This window comes from Streptomyces lacrimifluminis (assembly GCF_014646095.1).
Lineage (GTDB): Bacteria > Actinomycetota > Actinomycetes > Streptomycetales > Streptomycetaceae > Streptomyces > Streptomyces lacrimifluminis.
Map to the genome: position 1 here is coordinate 163,278 of NZ_BMMU01000007.1, position 13,131 is coordinate 176,408.

A 13,131-nucleotide genomic window follows, 5' to 3' on the forward strand; every position below is an offset into this window, starting at 1 on the left:
CGATCATGAGCGGTTACGCCCCCTGCACAGCCAGAGTGTCAGTGCTGTGAGGTACGTATAGGTGTTCGGATTTTTCTCACACAGGGGGTCGCTGAGCGTGTCGTATTGGGCCGATCGGGTGACCATGAGTAAGAATTGGCTGATGCAGACAGTCAGTGCGAGCCAGGGCGGAGTGTGCCGATGAGAAGCCACGATGTCACCGACGAACAGTGGGAGGGGCTCGCCCAGGTCGTACCGCTGAGAGGCCGGGACGCCTGGCCGTCCGCGGTGGGCCACCGGTCGATGCCCGAGGCGGAGACGGAGGCCAGGCGCCGTTTCGTCGTCCTGCGTGTCAACGTCTTCGCGGACGCGCGCGAGGTCGCCGAGACGCTGATGGCGGGCATACCGGTGCTCCTCGATCTGACGGGCGCCGAGGCGGACACCGCCAAGCGGGTCCTCGATTTCAGCACGGGCGTCGTCTTCGGCCTCGCGAGCGGGATGCACCGGGTCGATCGGAACGTGTTCCTTCTCACCCCGCCAGGCACGGAGGTCGGGGGGCTCATGGGGGGAGCGGGGATCCCGGGACACTGAGACCGGCCTCACACCAACAGCCCTCACCAACAGGCCTCGTCAGGAGATCCGTCCCTCGTTCGTAGGAAGGTGCGGCGGGCGGAACGGTTCGCCTCACGGGCGGAGGCCTACGGTCCGGATATGACCCTGTCACTGGACTTACCGCCCGCCCCGGCCACCGCAGCGCAGAGGGCGGCGCGTCCCGAACGGCCGAGCGTCATCGAGCTGAGGCTGTCCGCCTACGCGGGGCACCGCCGGGCCAGGTTCCCGCTCGGGCGGCTCACCCTGCTCGCCGGGCCGAGCGGCGGCGGCAAGTCGACCGCCCTCAGGGCGTACGAGTCGCTGGCCCGGCTCGGCTCCGGCGCCGCCGTCTCGGAGGCGTTCCCGGACCCGGCGGCCTGTGTACCGGAACGCGCCCGCCCCGACGCCCAGCGCCGGCGCGGCTTCCGCATCGGCTGTACGGCGGACGGCCCCGAGGGTCCCGTCCTGCTCGACGTCGCCGTCCAGGCTGAACCCGAACTGCGCATCGTGGGCGAGCGGTTGAGCGCCGGCGGGGTCGTCCTGCTGGAGACGGCGCTGCGCGATCCCAGCCGGCGCACCGTCCAGGCCGCCTGGTACACCGCCGGCTCGGCGTCGGTCACCCGCGCCCCGATGCCGGACGACCGGCTCGGCACGGCCCTGCTGCCGCTGCGGGTGGCCGGGAAGACGGACGGGCAGCGCCAGGTCCTCGCCGCCGCCGAGCAGATGGTGGTCGCCCTGCGCTCCGTCTTCGCCTGCGACCCTCGGCCCGACCGGATGCGCGCGGCGGTCCCGGTGGCCAGTGGGCGACTCCTGCCGGGCTGCGACAACCTGGCCGAGGTCCTCTGGCGCACCCGGTCCGAATGCGCCATCCGCCACGGGCTGTTGGTCGCCGCCGTCCGCGATGCCTGCGCGGGCCCGGTCACGGACGTACGGGCCGACGAGGTCGCCGACGGCCGCGTGCGGGCCGTCCTCGACCGGGGCAACGGTCCGCTCACCCACTTCGGCAGGCTGGGCGACGGTGAGTTGAGGTACGCGGGCCTGGCGCTGGTCCTGCTGACCGGCCCAGGTGTCCTGGCCGTCGACCGGCCCGGCGAGGTGCCGGACGCCCTCCAGTCGCTCACGGTCCTGGCCGACGGCTTCGACCGGTCCCTGGACGTACGGCAGCGCGCTGAACTCCTGCGACTGGCGGCCCGTATGTGCGACCGCGGCCACATCCGCCTCCTCGGGACGGTGAGCGACGCGTCCTGGGCGGAGGGGGTGGAGGGGGCGACGGTGGTACACGTCAACTACCCGGGCGCCGACTGAAGCGCCGGGCCTGCACAACGGGCATCACAGGCGGTGATACCGCGTCTGCTTCCAGCCCCGCCCCGGCCGTCCGGCTTCCGGGGTGGGGCGGGGGCCGCTGACCGTGTCCCGCGTCGCCACAACTCCCACGCGCGGGCGCGGATGTTGCGGGAGCCGTTCACCGGATGCAAGCCCGCCGTGCGGGAGTGCGGGCCCAGGACGCGATTCCCGCCTCCGCGCTCACACCTGGGGTTCCTCACGGTCCGGAGAGGCGATTCCTCCCGATCCAAGGGCGCGGGGTTCCTTGCTGGATCACACTGAAGTCGTGACAGAACAGGAACACCGCGAGCACGACGAGGGTGGCGGCGTCGGCTCGGACGTAGCGAAACTCCAGCGCAGGCTGGCCGACTTCGCGGCGGCACGGAACTGGCAGCCCTTCCACACCCCCAAGAACCTCGCCACCGCGCTCAGCGTGGAGGCGTCCGAACTGGTGGAGATCTTCCAGTGGTTGACGCCGGAGGAGTCGGCCCGGGTGATGGACGACCCGGACACCGCCCACCGCGTGACGGACGAGGTCGCGGATGTGCTCGCGTATCTGCTCCAACTGTGCGAGGTGCTCGGGATCGACGCGCTGGCCGCCCTCGACGCGAAGATCGACCGCAACGAACAGCGGTTCCCGACAAAGGAATAGTTACTCTACGGAGTCGAATCGCGGTCCGTTCCCGATTTGTTGTCCGCAGATTTCCGTCTTCCTCTGGCTTTTCGTCCCACACACCTTCACTCTGGGTAGTGGACGGTGAAAGTTCGGGCGGACGTGCGAACAGCGCGTCGGGGACAGACTGGGGCAGCGCATGGATGCGGTGCGGCTCATCCTGACGAGCAGACGTGCCCTCGCGAGCAGCGACGGTGTGCCTCAGACCCTGACGGAGGTGTGGCAGGCACAGGCCCTCGCGCAGGCGATAGGCAGCCGCCTCGCGGTCACCGGGCCGCCCGAACTGCGGGGCGAGGCGCTGGGGTTGACCGAACTGGCGGGCCGAGGCTGCGGGGTACTGGACGAACCGCCCCTCGCCGCCGGCGCGTTACGCGCGGCTCAGCTCACCGAGCTGGGCGACGCCCGCCACGCACTCCTCTGCCTCGGCGCCCTCCTCGGCGAGGCGGGCATGGCCCTGGTCGGCATCGCCAGCGCGGCGGACGACGAGACGACGTACTGGCAGTGCATGGAATCGATCGACGCGGCGGACGAGTCCCGCGACCGGGTCCTGGAGATGCTCCGCAAACTGGCGGCCAGGGAGGCGGCGGGGGGAGCGGAGCGAGTGGCCGGCTAGGCGGTTCGCTCGGTGCGGGCCGGTGGGGGCCGACCGCGCGGTTCCCCGCGCCCCTTTCGGGGCGCGTTGCGCGCCCGAATCCCAGTGGGGCAGAGGGCCGAGCCCAGCAGCTCGGCCCGGGCAATGTCACACCGCCTCAGGCTCCTCCGCGGACGTCGACGACACCCCCGCGGACTGGAAGTCCGCGTCGAGCGCAGACAGATCCGCGTTCAGCGCGGCCATCAGCTCCTCCATCTGCTGCAGCAGCCCCTTCGGCTGGGTGGGCCCCGCCTGCTGCGGCACGACTTCTTCGGACAACGGACGGCCTCCTCGGCCCCTTGCCCCCGAGGGGGCCGACGCGGGTGCGCCCCGGAGCGAGCGGGCCGGCGATCGAGCGGCCGACCGGTCGGTGCCGGGGCGGGCGCCGGTCGGGCCGGCTCCGCCCGAGCCAACGATCATCGCGGTGGGGGGTCACTGGCACGGACCCGCACCTCACGCGCGGTTGACGGTTTTTCACCCGCCCGGGGAGGCGTGGGGCAGGAGGGCGCCGGTGGGGTTGACCGGTGTCCGACCGTGCAGGATGGGGGCATGGATCTTCGCATCTTCACCGAACCCCAGCAAGGCGCGACCTACGACACCCTGCTCGCCGTGGCGAAGGCCACCGAGGACCTTGGTTTCGACGCCTTTTTCCGCTCTGACCATTATCTCCGCATGGGTGGTGGGGACGGCCTGCCCGGTCCCACCGACGCCTGGATCACCCTTGCGGGACTCGCCCGTGAGACCAGGCGTATCCGCCTCGGCACCCTGATGACGGCCGCCACCTTCCGGCTCCCGGGCGTCCTGGCGATCCAGGTCGCGCAGGTCGACCAGATGTCCGGCGGCCGGGTGGAACTCGGCCTGGGCGCGGGCTGGTTCGAGGAGGAGCACAAGGCGTACGGCATCCCCTTCCCGCAGGAGAAGTTCGCCCGTCTCGAAGAGCAGCTGGCGATCGTCACCGGACTGTGGGAGGCGAAGACCGGGGAAACGTTCAGTCATCACGGCACGCATTACGACCTGACCGACTCGCCCGCCCTGCCCAAGCCCGCGCAGGCAAAGATCCCCGTACTCATCGGCGGCCACGGCGCGACCCGTACCCCGCGGCTGACCGCGCAGTACGCCGACGAGTTCAACATGCCGTTCGCATCGGTCGAGGACACCGAGCGTCAGTTCGGTCGGGTGCGTGCGGCGGCCGAACAGGCGGGCCGCAAGGCCGACGAGCTGACGTACTCGAACGCGCTCGTGGTCTGTGTCGGCAAGGACGAGCAGGAGCTGGCCCGCCGCGCTGCCGCGATCGGACGCGAGGTCGACGAACTGAGGGCCAACGGACTGGCGGGTTCCCCGGCCGAGGTCGTGGAGAAGATCGGCCGGTACGCGGAGGCCGGCTCCCAGCGGTTCTACCTCCAGATCCTCGACCTCGACGATCTGGACCACCTGGAGCTGATCTCCTCGCAGGTGCAGTCGCAGCTGTCGTAACCCCGGCGTGTGGCCGGTTCGTGGTCGGCTCGTACCCGTCGACCGTTGTTCTCCGGCCGCGACGGGGTGCGTTCGTGGTGTCCGCTACGGACCGGTCACCACCGGCAGCCCGGGTCCCGCGCACCGCACATCGGCCGTGGGTACCTGCCCGTCGACCAGATAGGTGGCGGCCGTCGAGTCCACGCACGCGTTGCCCCGGCTCGCGAACACGCCGTGGGAGTAGTCGTCGTCGAGGGTGACGAGGCGGGAGCCGGGCAGCAGGCGACGCAGTTCGCGGGCGCCCTCGATCGGGGTGACCGGGTCGTGGGCGGAGGCGATCAGCAGGACGGGCGGGGCGGCGGGGCTGCCCAGGGCCGTACGGCGGGCGGGCCGGTGGTGCCAGAAGGCGCAGGCCGACGCCTCCAAGCCGGTCAGTACGGGCTGTGGGTCCAGTCGTCGCGTGCGGCGGAGGTCGGCCAGGATGCGGGCGGGGGCCGGACCGGGGCCGTCGGCGCACTTCACCGTGCGGTTCGCCGCCTCGAAGGTGCGTGAGCCCGGCGAGTCGAGGTCTGTCGCGGGGCGCAGGGTGCCCGGCGTACCGCCGCGCAGGTACGTACGCAGTCCGTCGGCCAGTCCCGCCCAGCGTTCGGTCCGGCCGAGGGCGCGGTAGACGGCCCGGTCGAAGGCCGCCGCCCCGAACCCGTCCACGGGCCGCTCGCGAAGCCCGTCCCGCACCCGCAGATACGCGTCGCGCACCGCCCCGGCGTCGTGGCCGAGCCCGAATCGGTCCGGGTGCTGTGCGGTCCAGTTGAAGAAGGTGTCACGCTGGCGCAGCAGCGCCCGGCTCTGGACGACGTCGAAGCCGTACCAGTCCCACGGTCCGACGGCACTGTCCAGCAGCATCTTCCCTACCCGGTAGGGGAATCGGGCCGCGTAGGCGGCGCCGAGATAACTCCCGTACGAGACACCGAGGAAGCTGGTCCGGCGCTCGCCGAGAGCGGCACGGATCGCGTCCATGTCCCGCGCGGTCTGTTCCGTGGAGAGGTGGGGCAGCGTCTCGTCGCCGACGCCCGCCGCGCAGTCGTCCGCCAGGGCGCGCAGCGAGCGGAGGTATGCCGACTCGGCGCGGGGTCCCACGGGCACGGGGTCGGTGTGTGGACGGTCGCTGTCGAACAGGCTCCCCATCGCACCGCAGTCGGCGGGTGAACTCAGGCCGGTGCCCCGCGGATCGAAGCCGATCACGTCGTACGCGCGCCGCACGCTCTCGGGGAGCTTGGCCCGCTTGGTGACCGCGTAGGGCAGGCCGGAGCCGCCCGGCCCGCCCGGGTTCACCAACAGGATGCCGCGCCGTTCGACGGCCGTACCGGAGGCGCGGACCCGGGAGACGGCGATCCGCAGCCGTGGGCCGTCCGCCGCCGGGGCGTTCCAGTTCAGGGGTACGTCGACCCAGCCGCACTCGACGGTCTCGGGCGCCGTCGGTCTCGGTACGGAGTCGGGGCAGGTGCCGAAGTGGAGGGGGGCGGCAGTGGCCTGGGCCGTCGGGGTGGGGAGAAGGGCTGTGGCGCCGGCCAGGAGGGCGCACAGCAGGGCCGAACGGCGTGGGGGGCGGGTCACGGGTCTCGCAATCTCGGGTCGGTTCGGCTTCGGTAATCGTCGGGCCATCAGATGACAATGAAAACGATTATCGATAACGTGTCCACGGTCAAGTCCGGAGCCCTCCCTGACGGGGGCGCTTTCGCGCTGCCCTGACGGCCGTAACCGCCGGGGTGGAAAGGGGAGTTGTGGCTCATTTGCTGGTGGTCGAGAGCTGGGTCGGATCGATGAGCAGGCTGCTGCCGCGAGCGATCCGGGAGAGCGGACACGAGTTCACGTTCCTCACCCGTGACCTGCACCACTACCTGCGCAGCGCGCCCGAGGGGGCCGCCCACCCGCTGCTCGGTGCCCGCAACGTGGTCACCGCCGACACCAACGATCTCGACGAACTGCTGCCGTACGTCGAGCGGTTGCACGGGGTACTCGGCTTCGACGGGGTGATCACCTCGTGCGACTACTACCTGCCCACGGTCGCGCGGATCGCCGGGCGTCTCGGGCTGCTGGGCTCCGGCCCCGAAGCCGTGGAGAGCGCCTGCCGCAAGGACGCCACCCGGCGTGCACTGGCCGACGCCGGGGTACCCGGGCCGCGCTTCGCCGTGTGCGAGGAGTGGGCCGACATCGTGCGCGAGGCCGCCGCCATCGGGTATCCGCTGGTCGTCAAGCCGGTCGACCTGTGTGCGGGGATGTACGTTCGCCGCGTCGACGACGAGGCCCAACTCGCCGAGGCGTGCAAGGCGTTGAGCGCGTTCCCGGTCAACGCCCGGGGGCAGCGGCGCCCGCCCGTCGTACTCCTCGAAGAGCTCCTCGACGGGCCCGAGGTGAGTGTCGAGACCGTGTCCTTCGCGGGCGCGGTCCAGGTGGTCGGAGTGACCGACAAGAGCATCGGCGGAGCGCCCGCCTTCATCGAGACCGGCCATATGTTCCCGGCCGCGCTCTCGGCCGCCGACACCGAGGCCGCCGAGCAGACCGCGCTGGGCGCCCTGAAGGCACTCGGCCTGGTGGAGGGGGTCGTGGCGCACACGGAGATCAAACTGACCTCCGCGGGGCCGCGTGTCATCGAGGTGAACCCCCGCCCGGCCGGCAACCGGATCACCGAACTCGTCCGCCATGTCACCGGCATCGACCTCGCCGCAGTCTTCGTGGACGTCTCCCTCGGCCACGCCCCCGACCTGCGCCGCACCGACACGGGTCTGCGCAGCGCGGCCATCGGCTTTCTCGTCCCGGAGACGGAGGGGCGGTTGGAGGCGCTGACCGGCGGTGACCGGCTCCGGGCCCAGGAAGGCGTGCTGGAGGTGCAACTCGCCGAGCCGGGAACCACGGTCAGGGTGGCGGGCAGCAACAACGAATACCTGGGGCACGTCATGGCGGCCGACCCGGACGGACTCGGCGCCCGCGCCCGCGTCGACTCCCTGCTCGACGGGCTGCGCGCCGGACTGGTGATCAAGTGAACGCCGGACCGCGTACACCGACGGTCGCCCCGGTGGCCGCTTCGGAGCTTTCGCCGGCAGTCGCTTCAGCGGTTTCCTACGACGGGCTGGTGGCCCGTGCCCTCGCCGGTGAGCTGGGACCCGATCCGGCGAAGCTGCGCATCGCCGTTGCCTTCTCCACCCGGCAGGCCGTACGGCACGAAGGGCGGGGGAGCGGATACCGCAACGAGGTGCTCAGCCTGCGGCTCGGCGCGGCCGTCGGGTCGTGTGCCGTCGAACCCCGGGAACTGCCGGACTCCGCGATCGACGACTGCGTCGGCGCGGACATCGTCCGGCTCCTCCAACACCCCCTGCTGCCCGTGCGCGTGGCCGCCCTCGACGCCTACCTGATGCATGTCACCCCGCACGTTCCGGAGTGCGGGGCCCGGACGGTCCAACTCCCGCCGGGGTCCTCGCTGGTGAAGTCGCGGGCACGGGCACGGGCCGTCGTCGCGCTGCTCGACCTGCCCGCCGGGGCGACGGTCCTGGTCGTCGGGGTTGTCAACTCCCTTCTGGAGGCGTTGCGTTCCCGTGGACTGAACTATGTCGCGTGCGATCTCAAGGGTGGTACGACGGAGTGGGGCGAGCCGGTGGTCACGGACGCCCTCGCCGAGACGGAGAGCGGACGCTGTGACGCCGTACTCGCCTCCGGGATGACACTCGGCAACGGGACGTTCGAGCCGCTTCGGCGCCACGCGCTCGCGCACGGACGGCAGTTGGTGATGTTCGCCCAGACCGGCAGCGCGATTCTGCCCCGCTTCCTCGGGCACGGTGTGAGCGCGGTGTGTGCGGAGCCGTACCCCTTCTTCTGGCTCGACGGCGGCCCCGGCACCATCCACTGCTACGGCGGAAGCGGTCTCCGATGACGACGACCGTTGTACGTTCCACCCCTGCCGCACGCCATGAGTTGCTGGCGCTCCTCGGACGCACCCCCCTCGCCCGGATCACCGCCGAACTCCCGGGCCCGCAGCCGGGGTTCTGGGCCAAGCTCGAAGGGCTCGGGGTCGGCGGGATGAAGGCACGCGCCGCCGTGTCCATGCTCCTCGGCGCCTGTGAGCGGGGCGAACTGCTCCCCGGCGCACCGGTGGTGGAGTCCACCTCCGGCACCCTCGGAGTCGGGCTCGCCTTCGCCGGGCAGGCCCTCGGGCACCCCGTGGTGCTGGTCGGCGACAGTGAACTTGAGCCCTCCATGCGGCAGTTGCTGCGCTCGCACGGGGTACGGCTGGAGATCGTCGACCGGCCGGCGGCACAGGGCGGCTGGCAGGCGGCGCGGCTCACCCGGCTCCGTGAACTCCTCGCCGTACTGCCCGGCGCCTACTGGCCCGACCAGTACAACAACCCCGACAACATCGCCGGATACGCCTCTCTGGCCGCCGAACTCACCGCCCAGCTCGACCACTTGGACATCCTGGTGTGCAGCGTCGGCACCGGCGGGCACAGCGCCGGAATCACCGGCCCACTGCGCCGGCGCTGGCCGGGACTGCGGCTCATCGGCGTCGACGCGACCGGCTCCACCATCTTCGGCCAGCCCGCCCGGCCCCGTCTGATGCGCGGCCTCGGGAGCAGCATCCACCCGCGGAACGTCGCCTACGACGCCTTCGAGGAGGTCCACTGGGTCGGCCCCTCCGAAGCCGTGGACAGCTGCCGCAGACTCGCCCGCGAAAGCTTCGTCAGCGGCGGCTGGAGCACCGGTGCCGTCGCCCGCGTCGCCGCCTGGGCGGCCCGTGTCCACCCGGGCGCCGTCGTCGCCACCGTCTTCCCCGACGGTCCGCACCGCTACCTCGGCACCGTCTACGACGACGACTTCGCCCTCGCCCACGGTCTCGACCCGAGCGCGGCGGCGACCCGCCCGGTCGAGATACCGCACCCCCGCGCGGCCGAGGCCACCGGCTGGGTGCGCTGCACGCGCGTGACCGACCCGCTCTCCCCGCAGGAAAGGAACCAGTGAAGGCCAGCCTGCGCACCGTCCGCCTCGAACTCACCGAGCCGCTGCGCATCTCCCGCTCCACCATGGCAGCCCGCGACGCCGTGTGGCTCGGCATCGAACACGAGGGCCTGCACGGCCACGGTGAGGCCGTCACCAGCGTGTACTACGGCCTCGACGCCAACACGCTCCAACGGCACCTCGGAGAAGTGGAGTTGAGCCGCTTCGCCACTCCGGAAGACGCCCTGGAGGCGCTGCGGGCCCGGGAATCGGCGGGTGACGACAGCACACCGCCCGCTGTCACCGCCGCTGTGGAGGCCGCGCTCCTCGACCTCGTCGGCAAGCGCGCCGACGTCCCCGTACACCGGCTGTTGGGCGTGGCCGGTGGGCCCGTCGCCGCGACCGCCCGCACCATCGGCATCACCTCGGCGCGGGACGCGGCGGACGCGGCCCGGCGGCTCGCCGCGAGCGGCTTCCGGATCGTCAAGGTCAAGGCGGGGGCGCCCGATCCGGAGGACGACGTGGAGCGCGTACGCGTCATCCGCGACGCCGCGCCCGGCGTACGGCTGCTCCTCGACCCCAACGGGGCCTGGAGCATCGCCCAGGCGCGGGAGTTGCTGCCCCGGTTCGCCGAACTCGGCGTCGAGGCGGTGGAACAGCCCGTTGCCCCCGGCGACCCGGAGGCCTTCGGGGCCCTGGCCGAGAGATCGCCGCTGCCGCTCATCGCCGACGAGGACGCGGTGGACCTGGAGGACGCGCGGCGGCTCGCCGGGCGCGTGCACGGCATCAACGTCAAGCTCGCCAAGTGCGGCGGGGTGCACGCGGCCCTGCGTATCGCCGGGCTGATCGAGGGCAGCGGTACGGAGTTGATGCTCGGCTGTCTCACCGCCAGCACCCTCGGCATCGCACCCGCCGTCCACCTCGCCGACCGCGCCCGCTGGACCGACCTGGACGGACATCTGCTGCTGGCCCGGGACCCGTGGTCCGGAATCGGCGGTGCCGACGGCGTCGTACGGACAAGTGGCGGACCCGGCCTCGGAGTTGAGGAGCGCGGGGTGCGGGAGTCCGGGGTGAGGGAGTCCGGGGTACAGGGATCTGGACCCCAGGTGCTCGGAGCCGAGGGGGGCGGGCATGGGAACGCTGCGTGAGATGCGGAGCTTCCCCCTCGCCGTCCAACTGCTCCTCGTCAACCAACTCGGCGTCAACACCGGCTTCTACCTCCTCATCCCCTACCTCGCGACCCACCTCGGCGAGGACCTCGGGATGTCGGCGGCCGTCGTCGGCATCGTCCTCGGGGTGCGCAACCTCAGCCAGCAGGGCCTGTTCATCATCGGCGGCTCCGCTGCCGACCGGCTCGGCGCACGTGGGGTGATCATCGCCGGGTGCGGGCTGAGGACGGTCGGGTTCGGGCTGTTCGCGCTCGGCGACGGACTGCCGGTGCTGCTGGCCGCGTCCGTGCTGAGCGGGCTGGCCGGGGCGCTGTTCAACCCGGCCGTACGGGCCTACCTCGCGCAGGAGGCCGGAGGCCGGAAAGCGGAGGCGTTCGCGCTGTTCAACGTCTTCGCCACCACCGGAGCGCTGGTCGGACCGCTGCTCGGCAGCGCACTGCTCCTGGTCGACTTCCGGGCGTCCGCACTCACCGCCGCCGGTATCTTCGCGGTCCTCACGGTCGCCCAGGCTCTCGTCCTGCCCGCCCGGGAGGTCGAACCCGCGAAGGGCGGCGTCCTCGCAGACTGGCGTGAGGTGGTGAGCAACCGCGCCTTCGTGGCCTTCGCGCTCGCCATGGTCGGCATGTTCACCCTGGAGAACCAGCTCTACCTGCTCCTCCCCGACGGTGCCCGGCGGGCGACAGGCTGGGACGGCGCGGCGGGCCTCGTCTTCCTCGTCGGCACACTCGCCAACCTCGCGCTGCAGCTCCGGATCACCCGCTCGCTCAAGTCATCTGGCACAAGGGCTCGTTGGATCGCGGCGGGGCTGGCGCTGATGGGGCTGGCGTTCGTCCCGCCGATGCTCGTGGCGGGGGCGGGAGACGGGTCGTGGTGGGCCGCCGTACCCGTTCTGGTGGGGGTGCTCATCCTCAACCTCGGCGTGATGGTCGCCTCGCCGTTCGTCATGGAACTGATCCCCGACTTCGGCCGGCCCGAACTGACGGGCACCTACTTCGGCATCTTCTACGTCGTCTCCGGCATCGCCGCCGCCGTCGGCAACACGGTCGTCGGGTGGGCCATGGACGCGGGTGACCGCGGCGGCGGCGAGTGGGTGCCCTGGGCGTGCTGCGCGGTGTTCGGCCTCGCGTCGGCCGGGGGCGTGGCCTGGCTGCACCGGCTGGGGGCGCTGCCGGTGAGCCCGGCGGGCCTGGCGGGCGTGACGGAGAGGAGTGCGGTGTGAACAGGGCTGGAGAGGTGAGGGCTGTGAACAGGTCGGGGGAGGAGCGTGCTGTGAACAGTCGTGGGGAGGGACGTGCTGTGAACAATCGTGGAGAGGGGAAGGCTGTGAACAGCGGGGGCGGCGGGCGCAGTGTGAACCGCCCTGGCGCGGAACGTGCTGTGAACACCGTTGGCGCGAGCCGTGGTGTGAACGGTGCCGACGGCGATCGTGCTGTGAATTGCTCCGGCGACGAGCCCACTGTGAACTGTTCCAGCGGGGAGCCCGCTGTGAATCCGTACGCCGAGAAACGTTCTGTGAGCAGCGGCAACCTGCTCACCGACCACCCGGAGCTGTACGAGGCGCGCTTCCCCGACCCCGACCGGCTGGCCGGGCGCTGGGCCGAGGACTGTCTGAGCCGGCACGGAGGCGGGCCGCGGGTGCTCGACATCGGGTGCGGTACGGGGCGCGACGCCGAGTATCTGCAGCGCGCCGGGCGGACCGTCACCGGAGCCGATCTCTCCGAGGCGATGCTCACCCACGCCCGGGAGAGGCACCCGGGCCCTGAGTACGTTCGCGCCGATCTCACCGGGTTCGAACTGGGCGCCGGTGCCTTCGACGCCGTCGTCTGTCTCGACAGTGCGCTTCTGTACTGCCACACCAACGAACAGCTCGACGGATTCCTCGCCTCCTGCCGACGAGCCCTCACGCCCGGCGGACTCCTTGTCGCCGAGATGCGCAACGGCGCCTACTTCCTCGGCCGTACCGACCTGCTCGACACCCCGGCCGTCGGAGGGTTCACCTGGCAGGGCACCGCCTACCGCTCCGTCACCACGCTCACCGTGGACCGGACGGCCGGGCTCCTGCGCCGGGTGCGGGACTGGACGGCCGACGACGGTACGCCGCCCAGCCAACAGCGGTCCGCCTGGCGGCTGTTGTTCCCGCAGGAGCTGCGTCACGTCCTCGCCGCGCACGGTTTCGACGTACTCGAACTGCACGACGGTCCGGGGCCGCGTAGCGAACCCGCCTGGCAGGAAGGCGAGTTGCCCGGTGAGACGACCGACGCGGACCGGCTGCACCTCGTCGCGCGACGTCGGCACTGAAGCCGGCACTGACGCCGGCGCGATCGCCGACA

Annotated in this window: 13 protein-coding genes; 11 read left to right on the forward strand and 2 right to left on the reverse strand. The window is 71.8% G+C overall.

Annotated features, from left to right (window positions below; genetic code table 11):
* Positions 1-180 precede the first annotated feature (180 nt).
* The 4 genes from IEY89_RS13475 to IEY89_RS13490 all read left to right on the forward strand — a co-directional run bounded on the left by IEY89_RS13475 (position 181) and on the right by IEY89_RS13490 (position 3,179).
* A complete protein-coding gene (locus tag IEY89_RS13475; protein ID WP_189147608.1) occupies positions 181-570 on the forward strand; it encodes a cell division protein SepF in 390 nt (129 codons plus the stop codon).
* Between the two features lie 120 nt (positions 571-690).
* Positions 691-1,875 carry an ATP-binding protein gene (locus IEY89_RS13480; RefSeq protein ID WP_189147609.1) on the forward strand — a complete coding sequence of 395 codons (1,185 nt, stop codon included), beginning with the start codon at positions 691-693 and terminating at the stop codon, positions 1,873-1,875.
* A gap of 304 nt (positions 1,876-2,179) precedes the next feature.
* Positions 2,180-2,545, forward strand: coding sequence for a nucleotide pyrophosphohydrolase (locus IEY89_RS13485; RefSeq protein ID WP_189147610.1), 366 nt, complete (start codon positions 2,180-2,182; stop codon positions 2,543-2,545).
* A 160-nt stretch (positions 2,546-2,705) separates the two neighbouring features.
* Entirely contained in the window at positions 2,706-3,179 is a 474-nt protein-coding gene (locus tag IEY89_RS13490; protein ID WP_189147611.1) for a DUF6099 family protein, read from the forward strand.
* 126 nt (positions 3,180-3,305) lie between these two features.
* On the opposite strand, the gene IEY89_RS13495 is transcribed toward IEY89_RS13490, so the two are convergent.
* Positions 3,306-3,476: a hypothetical protein gene (locus IEY89_RS13495; RefSeq protein WP_189147612.1), complete on the reverse strand. Its 171-nt coding sequence runs from the start codon at positions 3,474-3,476 to the stop codon at positions 3,306-3,308.
* A 270-nt stretch (positions 3,477-3,746) separates the two neighbouring features.
* Here IEY89_RS13495 and IEY89_RS13500 point away from each other — a divergent pair, with 270 nt between their 5' ends.
* Positions 3,747-4,670 (forward strand): LLM class F420-dependent oxidoreductase, encoded by a 924-nt coding sequence (locus IEY89_RS13500; RefSeq protein ID WP_189147613.1) that lies wholly within the window; start codon positions 3,747-3,749, stop codon positions 4,668-4,670.
* Positions 4,671-4,754: 84 nt separating this feature from the next.
* On the opposite strand, the gene IEY89_RS13505 is transcribed toward IEY89_RS13500, so the two are convergent.
* Entirely contained in the window at positions 4,755-6,263 is a 1,509-nt protein-coding gene (locus IEY89_RS13505; RefSeq protein ID WP_189147614.1) for an alpha/beta hydrolase, read from the reverse strand.
* A gap of 167 nt (positions 6,264-6,430) precedes the next feature.
* Here IEY89_RS13505 and IEY89_RS13510 point away from each other — a divergent pair, with 167 nt between their 5' ends.
* From IEY89_RS13510 to IEY89_RS13535, 6 genes are all read left to right on the forward strand, one after another.
* Positions 6,431-7,690, forward strand: coding sequence for an ATP-grasp domain-containing protein (locus tag IEY89_RS13510; protein WP_189147615.1), 1,260 nt, complete (start codon positions 6,431-6,433; stop codon positions 7,688-7,690).
* A 32-nt stretch (positions 7,691-7,722) separates the two neighbouring features.
* Entirely contained in the window at positions 7,723-8,574 is an 852-nt protein-coding gene (locus IEY89_RS13515) for a Rossmann-like domain-containing protein (protein WP_189147726.1), read from the forward strand.
* On the forward strand, positions 8,571-9,656 hold the full coding sequence (locus IEY89_RS13520) for a PLP-dependent cysteine synthase family protein (protein ID WP_189147616.1): 1,086 nt from the start codon (positions 8,571-8,573) through the stop codon (positions 9,654-9,656). Before IEY89_RS13515 ends, IEY89_RS13520 begins: the two co-directional genes overlap by 4 nt.
* Positions 9,653-10,780 carry a dipeptide epimerase gene (locus IEY89_RS13525; RefSeq protein ID WP_189147617.1) on the forward strand — a complete coding sequence of 376 codons (1,128 nt, stop codon included), beginning with the start codon at positions 9,653-9,655 and terminating at the stop codon, positions 10,778-10,780. The genes IEY89_RS13520 and IEY89_RS13525 overlap by 4 nt, the downstream gene beginning before the upstream one ends.
* Complete coding sequence (locus IEY89_RS13530; RefSeq protein WP_189147618.1) at positions 10,764-12,020, forward strand: MFS transporter; 1,257 nt, start codon at positions 10,764-10,766, stop codon at positions 12,018-12,020. Before IEY89_RS13525 ends, IEY89_RS13530 begins: the two co-directional genes overlap by 17 nt.
* A gap of 293 nt (positions 12,021-12,313) precedes the next feature.
* On the forward strand, positions 12,314-13,099 hold the full coding sequence (locus IEY89_RS13535) for a class I SAM-dependent DNA methyltransferase (RefSeq protein WP_189147619.1): 786 nt from the start codon (positions 12,314-12,316) through the stop codon (positions 13,097-13,099).
* The last annotated feature ends 32 nt before the right edge of the window (positions 13,100-13,131 follow it).